This window comes from Pseudomonas sp. B3G-3 (assembly GCF_028640915.1).
Taxonomy (GTDB): Bacteria; Pseudomonadota; Gammaproteobacteria; order Pseudomonadales; family Pseudomonadaceae; genus Aquipseudomonas; species Aquipseudomonas chlororaphis_I.
Genome location: NZ_JAQZAB010000127.1, coordinates 11,467 through 25,481, shown reverse-complemented (window position 1 = coordinate 25,481; position 14,015 = coordinate 11,467). Strand labels below are relative to the sequence as shown.

The following is a 14,015-nucleotide window of genomic DNA, read 5'->3' as shown; positions in this document are numbered from 1 at the left end:
CGTTAAGAAGCAAACCCAGTAACACGCCTAGTCGGGGCGTAGCGCAGTCCGGTAGCGCACTAGCATGGGGTGCTAGGGGTCGAGTGTTCGAATCACTCCGTCCCGACCATATTCCTGAGTAAAATCAGACACTTAAGCCGATCAGAAGATCGGCTTTTTTGTGCCTGCGCAATACCCGCGCAAAACTACCCGGTGATTTCGCTGATATTCAGGTCTGGAATCGCCTCGGACCAGACGATTTCCGCATGGTCGCGCTGGTAGTTTTTGGTCATGCTCTCGCTCGCGTGACCGGCGATTTTCTGCCCGTCCTTTCCAGCTTTCTGATACAGGTGCAGTGATAGCGCTCGCACTTCGTGGAAGCCTGGCATCTCCTCTTCTTTCCAACCTTTGTAGCAACCCGCCAGTTCCCGGGCCTCTTTGAAGGCTCGCGTCAAATATCGCTCCTCCACCTGCGTCCAATGCTCTTTCGTCTGCGCCTGCTTCTGTTTCAGGCGATCCGGCCGGCGGTGAACCAAGTAGGGGGAAGCGATATCATCCCGGCACCGGCTGATCACAGCCTGGAGCTCACCGGTCACCTTAAACCGGATCCATGCCGCGTCACTGGCCTTGGCCGTCTTCTGCTGCACTACGTACAGAAACCCCTCCCGAACCCCGTCGAACCGCATATTGAGGATGTCCGTCCGGCGCTGAGCCGTGATCAGGGCGAGGTCGATCGCGTTCTGCAGCCAGGTTGGCGACTTCTCCCGGATCGTCTTAAGGCCTTCGATGGTATGTCGCTTGCGCTGCTTCTTCTCGATGCGGCTGATGGTGCTGGCCGCCGGGTTATCCGGGCATAGGCCCTTGGCCGCCGCATGGTTGAATATGTCGATCAGCAGCGCCCGGCATTGGTTGGCGGTGCGCGGGGTAAGGGCATCCAGCATTTCTGCGATCATGCGGATCGTGATCTGGTCCACGGCCTTGCCTTCGAAGTGCTTCCGAAAGCGGCGGAAGTGGACGGCGTACAGGCCCAATGTGCCTTTGGCCAGTTCCCGCGGAGGCAGGACATCACGTTCATAGGTGTCGAGGAACCCGGCGAAAGACTCGGATGAGTTACCCATCACGGCGCCGATCAGATCTGCACCACGCATGAACTCTAGGTTCAGCTGCTTCGCTGCGTCGATTGCTTTCAGGCGATCGGAGCCGAACGGGAAGAGTTTCCCGTCGGTCGGCCGCCGGTAGCGATATGTCCCGCGCCGCGCATCGAAGTACAGATTCTGCGGAAGGCTCTTGTTCGCAGTTTTGCGCGGCCTTGGTGCCATCATGCAGCTCCTTTCAATACCATCGCGACGAGATCGTTACCGGCTGACTTGGTGAATGCAGCCCAGTCAACGTACCAGAGCTTGCCTATCTGCTCGCCTGGGAGTTGTCCGTTCCGGATGTAGTTGCGGATCGCCTGGGGGCAGGGTGGGGTTCCGTTATCTCCCCAACGGCGGCGTTGAAATTCGCTGATCTTGATCAGTTCTCGATTTATTTATTGCCTCTGACCGGATAGGGCTAGCGTGTCGCAGGTGGCGGCAGGCTTTCAGGTTTATTCAGAATTGTGTTCGAGACAGATGTCTCGACAGTTTGTAGAGTTGCGCCGCTCGACCGGCCCAGCGCACTTGTAAAGGGGCGAATGTGCTGGCCGGGACGAGCGCCAATTCAGATTTCGGGCGTGGGCATTTTGGAAAGCTCTGATGGTTGCCGGCATTGCGCACGGATATCGTTGAGTCGTTCGCCCAGTCCGTTGTCCTGGCTATCCGTCGACTTTCCGGCGGGCTGTGGCGAACTCCTTCTGAGCCGCTGATAGCCATGTCCATCCGATAAGGGAATGCCTCTCCCTCCCACTTGCCCGGCTTGCCGCGTATCGCACCATAGCGGTGAGGTTTCTTGCTGCTGAATAGCGCCTCACAAGCTTCGAGCAAGGCTATCTCTCCCTGAATCGCCATCAACTCCCTACCAGCAATCGAACCCACTTGAATCCAGCCCGATTTTTCGCGGCCGTAATTTTCCGTCTTGAATAGGCGGTAGCGATTTCGATGCCCGGTATGGGGGGGGAGGTTTCAGAGTTCAGGTAGAAGGCCACACCCTTACTTCGGACCCGAAGGAGTGTTCTAGCCATTCTGGGGCTCTCCCTGTTCCGCAGTAGCTTTCAGCTTGAAGCTGATACCGCATGCTGCTGCCAGGGAGGTGAGCTTACCTACGGTTGTCGAGCCTTCCTGTAGCGCCTGGCCGAAGCGAATCAGACGAGCGCCAAGGTTGGCGAACTCATTCCGTTGAGAAGGGGTCGTGGTTGTAGGCATGCTTTTCTCCAGGCAAGCCGATGGTGGGAAGACCCGGCCGGGCCGAGCCTCTATGAACAGACCTATGAAGCGGCGGGATTTGTGCGGGTCGACCAGCCGCAGCGAGGGGACATGATTGAATCGCCCCGGGTTTCGTAGACACCTCGTTGCCTTAAACTGAGGCCAATCAGCGCTTTAAAAGCCAGCGTGCCTGGTGATGCCTGGACGCCATTCAAGAAGCGTCGGTCGGCCCCTGACGTTGCTCCTGCTGGCACTGTTCGGACCCAGGGCCGGAAATGGACAGGCTGATACTGATGGGGTCGACATCGCGTCTGCCGACGGTCAGCACGGCTTCCTGCGCACCTTCCAGACTCGCCCCTTGGGAGGCCAGCCACTGGGACACCAGGACTTGCTCTCGCTCGTCATCCACTGCCTGGTCGATGGCTACCGAGGGCGCGCCATAGCGCTGGGTGAGTAGACGAGTCAATTCTTCGAAGCGGGCGCGAATGGCCGAGTCCTGCGCATTCTCCGGCATCTCGACCGCTGTGTAGATTTCGCACAGCCCGGCTTCTTTACCAAACTTGAGTGATAACTGATCAAACCCGGCCATCGGCCTCGGCGGGTGCTCGACCAGCATGAGGTTGCGCCGATCGTTGCTGCCCAGAACCTCGGTGACTGCCCGGGCCTGCTCGGCGGTCATGCCCATCTGCAGGCCGAACGGCCCGTTATAGGCAGCCGCCACCTCTTGTTTGCAGCCGCCCGTGCCCGCCGCGAGTACTGCTAGTAGAAGCAGGGGCAATTTATGTTGGTTCATAGCACTTCCCGTTTTCCATGACAGGTTGAACGCTGATCGGCTGAATCGGGCCGAACCTTCGTTGCTGAAGTTTCCAGCGGAGATACTAACCCTTAATCATGCGAAAGCAGCGGCCGGCTCGCTCTGCTCGGAGCGCTCATCAACTTTCGTCCAGGGATCCTGGGTTTGCATGGGTTTGTGCTTCAGGTGACCAGGACCTCTTTTCAAAACATGGCTATCGCTTGCGTCGTTAAAGTGAGGTTTTCTAGAATTTCGCCGCCGCTTGGCCGGATCAGCCAATCGGTTTCCATCCGCGAGAAAAAAGGAGGTGCCCTATGACCCAGATTCCAACGATGTTTTCGCTACTGAACCATCAACGAAATGCTGGAGGGGCGATCACTGCCCCGCGGAGAAAACCCAATGCGTACGCTTTACCCCGCTGTGCTTCTTGCTCCGATATCCACTCGCGATGAAGAAGCAGAATGTTGCGCTCTGCAAGTGCGTGACGAACAGATCGACTTTATTGCCAGCAACGCCGAATCATTGGAAGAAGCTGCCGAATGTCCTTGGTGTGAACCCTTGGCGGTGCGCGCCGTTCATTCTGGAGAAATGGTCGGCTTCCTTATGCATGCCCTCGACCCGGACGATAACGGTCGCTGGCTCTATCGCCTGATGATTGATCGTCAGCACCAAGGTTTAGGGTATGGACGCGCAGCTCTGCGTGCGCTGGTGGCATACCTGAAAGGCTTGTCAGGAGGTCCTGACATCACCCTGGGCGTCGCGCCGGAGAATATTGGGGCGCGCAATCTTTATGCCTCCGAGGGGTTTCTAGAGACGGGCGAGGTGCTTGATGGCGAGCTCGTGATGCGCCTGAGGACATAGTGCTCGCGGTTACCGATCGGTATTGCGAGTGCAGGATTGACTGAACAGAAACCCGGCCATCGAGCCGGGTTTTTTCTGCCCGCAACAAACCATCCAGAGTATCCGGAGCGGCCTGGTGGAACAGATCGATACAGGCTCAAGAGCAGAGCCTTCGTTGGATGTGTGTGGGGTGAGCTTGCCGATGGCTCAAGTGCCCTAAATAAAGAATGGACGATCAAAAAAAGGGCCCACCCCAAGGTGGACCCTTTGTGTTTCTGAAGTGGCCAAAGCCGGTTGGAGCAACACCCTCACACGGATGGAGGGCGTGCCCATCGAGCGTCAGACCAGGCTGATCATGTCCGCACTGAGTTGCGCGGGGTTGAACCCTACCAGGGTGATGCTGCTGTCTCCCGCCACGATCAGGCTGTCGCTGCCTTGCTGGCTGGTGGCGCTGATGACCGCAGCCGCGGAGGCGAACAGGGATTTGGAGAACACCAACTGATCGAACCCGTTCTGGTGAACGTTGAAGTCGCTGATCAGGTCATGGCCGAACCCGCCCAGGTCGAAGACAAACAGATCACTGCCCACGCCACCACTGAGGGTGTCGTTGCCCAGGCCGCCGACCAGGATGTCGTTCTGTGCGCCGCCGTAGAGGGCGTCGTTGCCATTGCCGCCGAGCAGGGTGTCGTTGCCACTTCCACCGTGCAGCAGATCATGGCCCGCACCGCCTTCAATAAGGTCGTCACCGCCCTGGCCGAAGATCAGGTCGCGGCCGGCGGTACCCTTCAGGAGGTCGGCCAACTGCGTGCCTTCGGTGGCCTTGGCGTAGCTCTTGTCCGATCCGAACAGGCCTTCGAAGTTGAGCTTGCTGCTGGTCACGGTATAGGCCGGGGTCAAGGCCTGGCCCAGGAGGCCTTCGAACTCGACATGTTCGACGTCGTGCAGCTCCTTGAGGCCGTAACGCCCGCCGGTGTCGTTGAGAAACAGGCTGCCATCGCTCAGGCGCACGGCTTCGTAGCTGGAGACCGTACCCTGCAGGAAGACTTTGTCGTCGCCCACCCCGCCCGCGACGATGTCGGTACCGGTGCTGACCTTGAAGCTGTCGTTGCCGGCGAAGCCGTCCAGGAAGTCGTCGTTGCGGCCGTCCTGCAACTTGTCCGCGCTGTCCGTGCCGAGGAGAAAGGCCGGAGTGCCGAAGTGGTTGGAGGTGGCGGAGTATTTGTCGCTGACCCAGGTAAAGCTGCGGCTGACCGGGTCGAGGTTGCTGATGATGATGGTGCTGTCGCGCTCGATGTAGTCGTAGAACGTCGACTGGCCGATGCGCTGGATAGGGTTGATGAAGATGCCTTCGAGGTGCGCCACCCAGCCGTTGGGATTGACCACGGAGAAGGGGCCGTTGGGCCAGGTGGGCAGGGCGTAGACCGTGTCGAACAGCACGATGTTGTCGGTGGTCGAGGTGTAGCTGGCATCACTGCCTTTGAGGGCCGCGAGAATGGCGCCGCTCAGGTCGGTCTGTTCGCCGATCAGCCGATGCACGATGTCGTTTTCGAAGCCGAAGTTGAAGATGCCGTCACTGTTGCTGGCCTTGGGCGAGGCCATGCCGAAGTAGTCCGAATCCTTGAAAAAGCCGTCGGCCAGGGTGTCCCTGCCCAGGTACATGCTGTTGGTCACGGAGCCGCCCTGGCTGTAGCCGGTGACCAGCACATCCTTGCCCGTCAGGTTATGGCTGGTGGCGTAGTTCTTGATCGAGTCGAGCAGGTAGTCGTAGCCGTGGATATAGGAGTTGTCGATCATCGCCGGGTAGCCCAGCAGGTCCATCGGCGAGTTGGTGCCGGCAATCGAAAAGCCCATTTTGACCAGCTTGCCGCTCTCGTCGTACTGGCCGAACACCTTGGCCTGGGAGCCGGATACGTTCTCGCCCTTGAAGCTGCCTGTCAGGTCGAGGTGGCTGCCGTCGATGCCCAGGTCACTGGCGCTGATTTCGCGCCAGCCCTTGGGCAGGGCAAAGGTGTTGCCTTCGCCCAGGACCGCCCCGGGCAGGTTGTAGAGCGCCCCTACCGTCGCTACACCGCTGGTGTAGGTGGCAAGGTTCCAGGCATCTGAAATGAGCACGCGACCGTCTTGGCCCTTGTAGTCGAATATCGCCATGGTTCGTTTTCCCTCACAAACTAAAAAGTCATGAAAAAAAACAAGAGCTGAAGTCTTCTTGTTCTTCTTCGCTCGGATTGCGGAGCCTGGTGACTGCGTGCCCCGGAATCTGCGCCCAAGCTACTCATTCATGTGGAGGGTGTGGGCCAGGCAAGGGGGGTGTTGGCACGATCGTCCTAGGGAAAGCCCGATCCAGCCGCTATAAATCCAGCGTCATTACAGTTTGGTCAGCTTGAGGGTGGCTCGCAGCCGCCCATCCTCTTTACCTTTGAAGTCGGATGCATGCACGGCAACCTGGCGAAGGTGCCGAACGTGTCGACATCCGACTGAAAATACCCAGCTGCACAAGGCGGGCCGGGCACATCGAAGTTCCAGCGAAGCCACACTGAAACCACGTTATGCCCGGCGAACAATCCCGGCCTTACCCCCAGCGCCGGAACAGCACGCTGGCATTCACCCCGCCAAAGCCGAAGCCATTGGACAAGGCGTATTCCATCGCCAGCGGCTGCGCCTGGCCACGAATCAGGTTGAGGCCTTGCGCGGCGGCATCCGGGTTTTCCAGGTTGAGGGTGGCGGGGGCGATCTGGTCGCGCAGCGCCAGGATGGTGAAGATCGCTTCGATCCCGCCGGCGGCGCCCAGCAGGTGGCCGGTGGCCGATTTGGTCGAGGCGATGGCCAGCTCGCTGTGGTGGCCAAACACGCTCTTGATCGCCGCCAGTTCGCCTTTGTCGCCCACCGGGGTCGAGGTGGCGTGGGCGTTCAGGTGCTGGACCTGGGACGGCTCGACGCCGGCCTGACGCAACGCCTGTTGCATGGCGCGGCGGGCACCGTCGCCATCTTCTGGCCCGGCGGTCATGTGATAGGCGTCGGCGCTGGTGCCGTAGCCCACCAGTTCGGCGATCGGCGTGGCGCCCCGGGCCAGGGCGTGTTCCAGCTCCTCGATCACCAGCAGGCCGGCGCCTTCGCCCATCACAAAGCCGTCGCGCGCCTGGTCGAAGGGCCGCGAAGCACGTTCCGGGGTGTCGTTGAAATCGCTCGACAGGGCGCGAGCGGCAGCGAAACCGGCCAGGCTGACCCGGTGAATCGTGGCTTCCGTGCCCCCGCAGACCGCGACGTCGATCTCCCCGGCACGAATCATCCGCGCGGCGTCGCCGATGGCCTGGACACCCGCGGCGCAGGCCGTCACCGGCGTGCCCAGCGGCCCCTTCAGGCCATGCTGGATCGACACATGACCGGCGGCCATATTGCTGAGGAAGGACGGAATGGTGAACGGCGAAAGACGCCGCGGCCCCTTGCTGTCGGTGGTGCGCACGGCGTCGGCGATGGCCGGGAAGCCGCCCACGCCCGAAGCGATGATGGTGGCGGTACGTTCCTGCTCTTCCGCGGTCTGCGGCACCCAGCCGGCCTGGGTCAGCGCCTCCTGGGCGGCGGCGAGGGCGAACAGGATGAAGCGGTCCATCTTGCGCTGTTCCTTGGGCGACAGCAGCGCGTCCGGATCGAAGCCGGCCTGCGGGTCCTGGATGCGGTCCGGAACCTGGCCGCCGATGCTGATCGGCAGGTCGCCGATCAGTTCTTCCGGTAGCCGGCGGATACCCGATTGCCCGGCCAGCAGGCGTTGCCAGACCTGTTCGACGCCGCAGCCCAGCGGGGTCAATGCGCCCATGCCAGTGACGACAATGCGTTTATTCATGACCTTCAGCTCCTTCATCTCGAGTGGGGTGTGTCGCTCTATGGACGTCACTATCATCATGAAAGTAACATGCCCGAACCACAAATACGCAACTGCGAACTCCGAGGAACCGCCATGCAACGCAAGACCCTCCTTCACGACGAATGCCCGATTGCCCGCAGTCTGGAGCGGGTGGGCGAGTGGTGGAGCATCCTGATCATGCGCGACGCCCTGCATGGCCTGCGGCGTTTCGAGGAGTTTTCCCGCAGCCTGGAGATCGCCCCCAACATGCTCACCCGGCGCTTGAATTCGCTGGTCGAGGCCGGCTTGCTCGAGCGCCAGGCCTACAGCCAGCGGCCGCTGCGCTACCAGTATGTGCCGACGGCCCGGGGCGAGGACTTCCGTGTGGTGCTGATGGCGTTCGTTGCCTGGGGCAATCGCCATTACGCGCCGGAAGGGGAAAGCGTGCAGATCGTCGAGCGCGCCACCGGCCGGCCGGTGCGGCCGATGATGGCTGACCTGGTCGATGGCCGCCCGGTACCGCTGGAGCACTGCACGGTCCAGGCCGGGCCGATGGCCAGCGAAGGCATACGTCAGCGCCTGGGGGCGCTGCAGGTGATGGAGGCCAAGGGCGAAGCCTGAAGTGCCGCGGATCGCCACGGCACCTTGGGCTTAACCACCAGCGCCTGTCACTGGTCCTTTTCGCAGTTGACCATCCACGAGGCGCCGAAGCGGTCGACCAGCATGCCGAAGCGCGCCGCCCAGAAGGTGGCCTCCAACGGCATCTGCACAGTGCCCTGGTCCGCCAGCGCGGCGAATACCCGCTCGGCCTCGGCGATGCTGTCGACATTCAGCGATATCGAGCAGCCGTGGATCCCCGCGTAAGGCCGATCGGGCGTGCTGTCCGAGCCCATGATGGCCTGGTCGCCCACCAGCAGGCGGGTGTGGATGATCAGGTTGTGATACTCGGCGGGAACATGCTCGCGGGCGGGGCTTTCGCCGAAGGTCATCATCACTTCGAGGGTGCCTTGCAGGCTCTGGGCGTAGAACTTGAAGGCGGCTGCGCAATCGCCGTTGAAGATCAGGTAGGGATTGATTTTCATGCTGGTGACTCCCGGATGGCAGGGCAGCGGGCGCGCCGGATAAGCCGGCCCGCTGGCAAAAAACCGATGGATTGAGACCTCCACTAGCAAAGCCTAAACCTGGGTGGCAGTGGGCTTGTTCTTAGACGGTTTTCTCATTGGGGCGGTGACGGGTTATCACCCTTGGTGCACTCCCTGTCAGGCCCGCCGCCGAGTCGGCGGCGAGCCTGGGGTGGCGCTACACCAGCCGGGTCTGGGGCATGCCCAGCAGGCCGGTCAGGCGATCCATGATCGCCTGCTGCCGGGCGCGGTCGGCCAGGTAGTCGGCCTCGGCGCTGGCCACATCGGCCGAGCAGTGCGGGCAGGTGGTTTCGTGGGCATGAATGTACTGCCAGCAGCTGCGGCACAGGGCCAGTCGGGTGGGCAGGCGTCCTTCCTCGGGGGATTTCTGCCCCTGGTTGATCCACGCCAGCTTGATCACCTGGCCGCTGTCGCTGACGCTGCTGACCGTCTCGCCGGTGTCGATGCGTTCGGTGATCAGGTCGAAGCGGCCGACCGCGAACGAGGCCTTGGCGGCGTCCTCGAGTTTGACGATGCGTTCGCGCAGGCCCTTTTTCTGCAGGTCCAGGGCGCGGTAGTGGCAGTACGGATTGTTGCCCGGCTTGCCCAGCAGCGAGTGCGAGGTCCAGGTGCAGCCGCCGCGGCACACGTCGTTGTAGTAGCAGGTGCGGCAATAACCCCAGAGGTCGTCGACCGAGCGCAGGCGGCCAAAATGCATGCCTTCGCTGTAGTGCCAGATGTCGTGCAGGTTCATGTCGCGCACATTGCCGCCGGAGAACCCCACCGTCGCCAGTGACGGGCAACCCTTCACCGTGCCGTCGGCTTCCAGGGCCAGCACCGTTTGCCCGGCGGCGCAGCCGCTCCAGTGCACGCGCTCGTCACCGAAACCGCGCCACATATGCTCGTATGGGCCGTAGTAACCGATGTTGTTGCCCACGTTCATCAGCAGGCCGCGTTCCTGGCCTTCGCGGTAGAGGCGCGCGAGCAGCGGCATGACTTCCAGCAGTTGATAGGGTTGCAGCAAGAGTTCCGGGTGATCCACCGCGTTGCCCATGGCCACCGTCAGCTGGATCTGCCAATGGGTGGCGCCCAGCTCGATGATCAGGTTCATCAGCTCCGGCAAGTCGGGCAGGGTGGCCGCGCCGATCTGTGTGTTGACGCTGACCGCGAGCCCGGCCTGCTTGGCCCGGCGCAAGGTGTCCACGGCCTTGTCGAAGGAGCCCGGGACATTGCGCACGGCGTCATGCAAGGGCGCCAGGCCGTCCAGCGAAACCCCCACGCCGTTGAGCCCGGCCTCGACCGCGGCCTGCATTTTCGCCGGGGTGAGGTTGCGCCCGCCGGTCTGGATCGCGCAGTAGATGCCATGGTCGTGGATGGCCCGGATCAGGCGGGTCCAGTCCTTGCGCAAATAGGCTTCGCCGCCGATCAGGGTGACCTCCCGCGTGCCGAGGGCGGCGAGGGCGTCAATCACGTCGAGGCATTCCTGGGTGTTCAGTTCGTTGGGGCGTCGATGGCCGGCGCGCGAGCCGCAATGCAGGCACTTGAGGTCGCAGGCGAGGGTGATTTCCCAGACCACATGCACCGGTACGTAACGCTTGAGGTCGGTTTCGCTGAGGTAGCGGGCGGGGCGATTGGCTGACATGGACAGTCCTTTGGGCGCACACAGGCGCGCAGCACGAACCTGGTGGATGTCCGCGCCGTCCCTGGCGGTGCCGGCCCGAGCGGACACATGGTTTGCAATGGAAGACCGGGCCTGGCCCCGAGGAAGGAAGGCCAGGCCCGGACGCCACTGCTCAGCGAGCTTCGAGGCGGGCAATCTCGGCGTTCAGCTGCTGCAAGGCGCTGCGCAGCGCATCGCTGCTGGCCAGTTGCTGCTCGCCCTGGCGGACGACCGCCTTGAGCTGCGCCAGGTCACCGCTGCTTTGCGCCTGCTGCACCGCCACCGCATACAGCGGCACGGGGTGATGGGGCACAGGCTCGGGGTGCGGGATCGACGCCTGGCTGACCGTGGCGTGCTGCACGTCCTGCCAGTTGCCCTGGTAGCAGTATTTGTAGCTGGCGAAACCGCTGGCCCAGTCGAGCCCGAGAATCCCGTGCAGGTGGAAGGTCGCGGCGATCTGGCTGGTCGGGCCGCTGGGGTTGCCGGTCAGGCTCAGGATGATGTGGCCTTCGGTCGACGGGTGCAGCTGTGCCTTGGAATAGTCGCCCCACACGTCGGCGAAGAAGTTCACCGGCGGGTAAGTGCTCTTGAACACGCGGGCCACGCCGCTGACTTTTTTCTGCACGGTGTTGACCAACAGGTCGAGGGTCAGAACCGGGGCACCCAACAGCCCCGTGGTGGCTTGGATACGGGTATGGAACAGTCCAGTTTGCATGGTGCAACTCCTTGTTCTTGTTCAGGGAAGTCGGTGGGTTGGCACGCCGTGGTCAGCGCCGCTCGAGCCGGCCGATCTCGTCCTTGGCCGCATCCAGCGCGCTGCGCAGCTGGGGCAACTGGTCCAGTTGCTGCTGGGCCAGGCTGGCCAGGCTCTTCATCTGGGTCAAGTCGCCGCTGGCGATGGCGCCATGGATCGGCGCGGCATACAGCGGGGTGATCGGTGGATACGGCAGCAGGACCGGGCCGGGTTCCAGTGGTATTGGCAGGGCTGACAAGGCGTAGGAGGGTACCGACTCGACGAGGTGGGCCGGTGCGTTCTCCACCGATACCCAGCGCTGGCCGTTGTAGTACTGGTAGTTGGCGATGCCGTTCTTCCAGTCGTGGTCCACCACCAGTTGAATCTTGAAGGTGACGATCGAGTTCGAGCCCGGCCCGCCCTGGTTACCCTGGGCGGTGACCAGGATCTTGCTCGAGCTGGGTGGCATGACGGTCAGGTAAGTGTATTGCCCCCACACATCGGACTGCAGGTCCAGCGGCGGGTTGGTGGCCTGGGTCACCACCGAGGTGCCGCGCACGGTCTGCTCGGGGGTGTAGACCAGAAGGTCGAGGGTAAGGCTCGGCGCGCCCGGGGTCGGATTGCCGATCCGGTAGCTGAGCGGAAACAGGCCAACAGGGGACGTAGTGGAACCGGACATGATTGCCTCCATTGCATTAGAAAATGGAAACGGCCTTAGCGCCGTTCCAGACGGGCGACTTCCTGTGCCAACTGCTCGTAAGCGCTGCTCAGATCCTTGGATTCTTTCTGGGATGAATCGCGTTGTTTGAGCAGGGACTTCATCTGCGGCAGGTTGCCGAGGGAGATTGCTTTCTGAATCGCCACTCCATAGGGCGGAATGACATGTTGCGAGGATGAACTCATGGCGTTGCCTTCCGTGGGAGGTTGTAGAGACTGCGCTATCCGGCAGCTTTTGCAGTTAAGCAGGCCGGGCTCGGGGCAAACGCAAGGGCCACTGAATAACTTTGAATAGCCGTTATCGGGAAAAAATATATTCAGGTGGGACAAGCAACTGGCGCGGCGATATAGCGCGTTTGGCAATCAGCAGGGCGAGGCTTACGAAGAATAAATACAAGCGGCGCTGCGCACTTCGACGTCCAGGACGTGGGCGGAAAAGGGCAGGATCGCCCCCGGCCCGGCGTCAGGCCACGGCACTCTGCGGCGAGCTGTTCAACAGCCGTTCCAGGGCGCCGCTGAGCAGGTGTTCCAGCAGGGTTTCGCGCTCGTGTTCGGCCAACGGCTGTTCGGCCAGCCAGCCGGGCGCATGGTTGAGCAGGCTGGCGATGGCATGCCCGGTGGCCAGCAGCACCGCGTCGCCGAGCCGCGGCAGCGGGCCGAGGAGCATCAGCAGGCGGCGTTCATATTGCTCGCGCAGCTGGCGGACGCGCTCCTGCTGGTCCGGGTTCAGGCAACCGCTGTCGCGCTCCACCAGGCGGAAATGCCGGGGCAGTTCCCGGTGCAGTTTCAGGTGGGCGCGGATCAGGGTGCGCAGGCGATCGTCCGGCGCCTTGCGCCGCCGTTCGATGCGCCCCAGGGTATCGAGCAGTTCGTCGTAGAACTCTTCGATCAGGTCCAGCAGCAGGTGCTGCTTGCTCGGGTAATGGTGATACAGCGAGCCCGGGGTCAGCCCCAGATGGCTCGCCAGCTCGCGCATGCCGACCTGGCCGAAGCCCTTGCTGGCGAACAGCTCCAGGGCCTTGTCGCGGCTTTCGGCAAAACGCGAGCAACGCTCAGCCATAGCGGTGGAAGCCGCGTTCGGTCTTGCGCCCCAGGTAACCGGCGGCGACCATTTCCTTGAGCAGCGGCGCGGGCCGGTATTTGCTGTCGTTGAAGCCATCGTAGAGGGCTGCAAGGATCGCCAGCAGGGTGTCCAGGCCGATCAGGTCGGCCAGGGCCAGCGGGCCGATCGGCTGGTTACAGCCCAGGCGCATGCCGGCGTCGATGTCCTCGGCGCTGGCCAGGCCTTCCTGCAACACCAGGATCGCCTCGTTGATCATCGGTACCAGGATCCGGTTGACCACGAAGCCCGGGCGGTTGCCGGCGGTGATCGCGACCTTGCCCAGGCGCGTGGCCATGTCCAGGGCCAGGGTGTGGGTCGCGTCGCTGGTCTGCAGGCCGCGAATCACTTCGATCAGGCCCATCACCGGCACCGGGTTGAAGAAGTGCAGGCCGATAAAGCGCTCGGGCGCGCTGACGCTGGCGGCGAGCTGGGTGATCGACAGCGACGAGGTGTTGGAGGCGATCACACAGGTACTGGCAACCTGGGCGGCGATCTGTTGCAGCACCCGCAGTTTCAACTCGAGGTTTTCCGTCGCCGCCTCGATCACCAGGTGCGCGTCGACCAGGCTGGCGTAGTCGGTGCTGGTGCGGATGCGCCCCAGCGTCGCCTGTTTCTGTACTTCGTCCAGGCTGCCCTTGGCGATCAGCCGGTCGAGGTTCTTGCTCACCGTGGCCAGGGCCTTTTGCAGGGCGCTGTCGCTGATGTCCAGCAAGGTCACTTCGAACCCGGCCTGGGCACAGACCTGAGCGATTCCGTTACCCATGGTGCCGGCGCCGATCACGCCGATATTCTGCAGATTCATCTTGGCTTCTCTTTCTTCGTCCGGGCGTGTCGCAGAGCAGCGCGAACGCGTCTTGCAATGCAACCTTCGAGGCGCGAGTCTAGTGCCC

Annotated in this window: 14 protein-coding genes, 1 tRNA gene and 1 pseudogene; 4 read left to right on the top strand and 12 right to left on the bottom strand. The window is 62.5% G+C overall.

What is annotated here, in order from left to right; translation table 11 throughout:
- Positions 1–32: 32 nt before the first annotated feature.
- A tRNA-Pro gene (locus tag PVZ80_RS27695) sits at positions 33–109 on the top strand.
- A gap of 76 nt (positions 110–185) precedes the next feature.
- Here PVZ80_RS27695 and PVZ80_RS27690 read toward each other — a convergent pair.
- Both PVZ80_RS27690 and PVZ80_RS27685 read right to left on the bottom strand, forming a co-directional pair.
- The gene (locus PVZ80_RS27690; protein WP_273864882.1) at positions 186–1,298 is read right to left on the bottom strand and encodes a phage integrase Arm DNA-binding domain-containing protein; all 1,113 of its coding nucleotides are present in this window, start codon (positions 1,296–1,298) and stop codon (positions 186–188) included.
- The gene (locus PVZ80_RS27685; protein ID WP_101284103.1) at positions 1,298–1,510 is read right to left on the bottom strand and encodes a hypothetical protein; all 213 of its coding nucleotides are present in this window, start codon (positions 1,508–1,510) and stop codon (positions 1,298–1,300) included. The genes PVZ80_RS27690 and PVZ80_RS27685 overlap by 1 nt, the downstream gene beginning before the upstream one ends.
- Positions 1,511–2,321: 811 nt before the next feature.
- Between PVZ80_RS27685 and PVZ80_RS34120 the strand changes: the two are divergent.
- A pseudogene (locus PVZ80_RS34120) lies at positions 2,322–2,438 on the top strand (phage tail protein); the annotation flags it as partial.
- A gap of 94 nt (positions 2,439–2,532) precedes the next feature.
- Here the strand turns inward: PVZ80_RS34120 and PVZ80_RS27675 are convergent.
- Complete coding sequence (locus PVZ80_RS27675) at positions 2,533–3,114, bottom strand: hypothetical protein (protein WP_273864849.1); 582 nt, start codon at positions 3,112–3,114, stop codon at positions 2,533–2,535.
- A 399-nt stretch (positions 3,115–3,513) separates the two neighbouring features.
- On the opposite strand from PVZ80_RS27675, the gene PVZ80_RS27670 reads away from it, so the two are divergent.
- Complete coding sequence (locus PVZ80_RS27670; RefSeq protein WP_273864848.1) at positions 3,514–3,975, top strand: GNAT family N-acetyltransferase; 462 nt, start codon at positions 3,514–3,516, stop codon at positions 3,973–3,975.
- Positions 3,976–4,293: 318 nt separating this feature from the next.
- On the opposite strand, the gene PVZ80_RS27665 is transcribed toward PVZ80_RS27670, so the two are convergent.
- Positions 4,294–6,102 (bottom strand): calcium-binding protein, encoded by a 1,809-nt coding sequence (locus tag PVZ80_RS27665; protein WP_273864847.1) that lies wholly within the window; start codon positions 6,100–6,102, stop codon positions 4,294–4,296.
- 421 nt (positions 6,103–6,523) lie between these two features.
- Entirely contained in the window at positions 6,524–7,792 is a 1,269-nt protein-coding gene (fabF, locus tag PVZ80_RS27660; RefSeq protein WP_273864846.1) for a beta-ketoacyl-ACP synthase II, read from the bottom strand.
- 114 nt (positions 7,793–7,906) lie between these two features.
- On the opposite strand from fabF, the gene PVZ80_RS27655 reads away from it, so the two are divergent.
- A complete protein-coding gene (locus PVZ80_RS27655) occupies positions 7,907–8,413 on the top strand; it encodes a winged helix-turn-helix transcriptional regulator (RefSeq protein ID WP_009048138.1) in 507 nt (168 codons plus the stop codon).
- Between the two features lie 47 nt (positions 8,414–8,460).
- Here PVZ80_RS27655 and PVZ80_RS27650 read toward each other — a convergent pair whose 3' ends face one another.
- The 7 genes from PVZ80_RS27650 to PVZ80_RS27620 form a co-directional block, all read right to left on the bottom strand.
- Complete coding sequence (locus PVZ80_RS27650) at positions 8,461–8,874, bottom strand: VOC family protein (RefSeq protein ID WP_016704872.1); 414 nt, start codon at positions 8,872–8,874, stop codon at positions 8,461–8,463.
- A gap of 217 nt (positions 8,875–9,091) precedes the next feature.
- Positions 9,092–10,555, bottom strand: a complete 1,464-nt coding sequence (locus PVZ80_RS27645; protein ID WP_081362153.1) for a GDL motif peptide-associated radical SAM/SPASM maturase — start codon at positions 10,553–10,555, stop codon at positions 9,092–9,094.
- A 151-nt stretch (positions 10,556–10,706) separates the two neighbouring features.
- On the bottom strand, positions 10,707–11,288 hold the full coding sequence (locus PVZ80_RS27640) for a DUF1842 domain-containing protein (RefSeq protein WP_009048141.1): 582 nt from the start codon (positions 11,286–11,288) through the stop codon (positions 10,707–10,709).
- A gap of 52 nt (positions 11,289–11,340) precedes the next feature.
- Positions 11,341–11,985, bottom strand: coding sequence for a DUF1842 domain-containing protein (locus tag PVZ80_RS27635; protein ID WP_016704870.1), 645 nt, complete (start codon positions 11,983–11,985; stop codon positions 11,341–11,343).
- Between the two features lie 35 nt (positions 11,986–12,020).
- Entirely contained in the window at positions 12,021–12,209 is a 189-nt protein-coding gene (locus tag PVZ80_RS27630) for a DUF1843 domain-containing protein (RefSeq protein WP_016704869.1), read from the bottom strand.
- Positions 12,210–12,486: 277 nt separating this feature from the next.
- Positions 12,487–13,083 carry a TetR/AcrR family transcriptional regulator gene (locus PVZ80_RS27625; RefSeq protein ID WP_009048144.1) on the bottom strand — a complete coding sequence of 199 codons (597 nt, stop codon included), beginning with the start codon at positions 13,081–13,083 and terminating at the stop codon, positions 12,487–12,489.
- A complete protein-coding gene (locus tag PVZ80_RS27620) occupies positions 13,076–13,927 on the bottom strand; it encodes a 3-hydroxybutyryl-CoA dehydrogenase (RefSeq protein WP_124339871.1) in 852 nt (283 codons plus the stop codon). Before PVZ80_RS27620 ends, PVZ80_RS27625 begins: the two co-directional genes overlap by 8 nt.
- Positions 13,928–14,015: the final 88 nt, after the last annotated feature.

What these genes read in the sequence shown, in the direction of transcription:
- PVZ80_RS27690 (WP_273864882.1), bottom strand. Translation starts at nt 1,298, where the DNA reads ATGGCACCAAGGCCGCGCAAAACTGCGAACAAGAGCCTTCCGCAGAAT.
- PVZ80_RS27655 (WP_009048138.1), top strand. Translation starts at nt 7,907, where the DNA reads ATGCAACGCAAGACCCTCCTTCACGACGAATGCCCGATTGCCCGCAGT.
- fabF (WP_273864846.1), bottom strand. Translation starts at nt 7,792, where the DNA reads ATGAATAAACGCATTGTCGTCACTGGCATGGGCGCATTGACCCCGCTG.
- PVZ80_RS27670 (WP_273864848.1), top strand. Translation starts at nt 3,514, where the DNA reads ATGCGTACGCTTTACCCCGCTGTGCTTCTTGCTCCGATATCCACTCGC.
- PVZ80_RS27630 (WP_016704869.1), bottom strand. Translation starts at nt 12,209, where the DNA reads ATGAGTTCATCCTCGCAACATGTCATTCCGCCCTATGGAGTGGCGATT.
- PVZ80_RS27675 (WP_273864849.1), bottom strand. Translation starts at nt 3,114, where the DNA reads ATGAACCAACATAAATTGCCCCTGCTTCTACTAGCAGTACTCGCGGCG.
- PVZ80_RS27640 (WP_009048141.1), bottom strand. Translation starts at nt 11,288, where the DNA reads ATGCAAACTGGACTGTTCCATACCCGTATCCAAGCCACCACGGGGCTG.
- PVZ80_RS27635 (WP_016704870.1), bottom strand. Translation starts at nt 11,985, where the DNA reads ATGTCCGGTTCCACTACGTCCCCTGTTGGCCTGTTTCCGCTCAGCTAC.
- PVZ80_RS27645 (WP_081362153.1), bottom strand. Translation starts at nt 10,555, where the DNA reads ATGTCAGCCAATCGCCCCGCCCGCTACCTCAGCGAAACCGACCTCAAG.
- PVZ80_RS27625 (WP_009048144.1), bottom strand. Translation starts at nt 13,083, where the DNA reads ATGGCTGAGCGTTGCTCGCGTTTTGCCGAAAGCCGCGACAAGGCCCTG.
- PVZ80_RS27665 (WP_273864847.1), bottom strand. Translation starts at nt 6,102, where the DNA reads ATGGCGATATTCGACTACAAGGGCCAAGACGGTCGCGTGCTCATTTCA.
- PVZ80_RS27620 (WP_124339871.1), bottom strand. Translation starts at nt 13,927, where the DNA reads ATGAATCTGCAGAATATCGGCGTGATCGGCGCCGGCACCATGGGTAAC.
- PVZ80_RS27650 (WP_016704872.1), bottom strand. Translation starts at nt 8,874, where the DNA reads ATGAAAATCAATCCCTACCTGATCTTCAACGGCGATTGCGCAGCCGCC.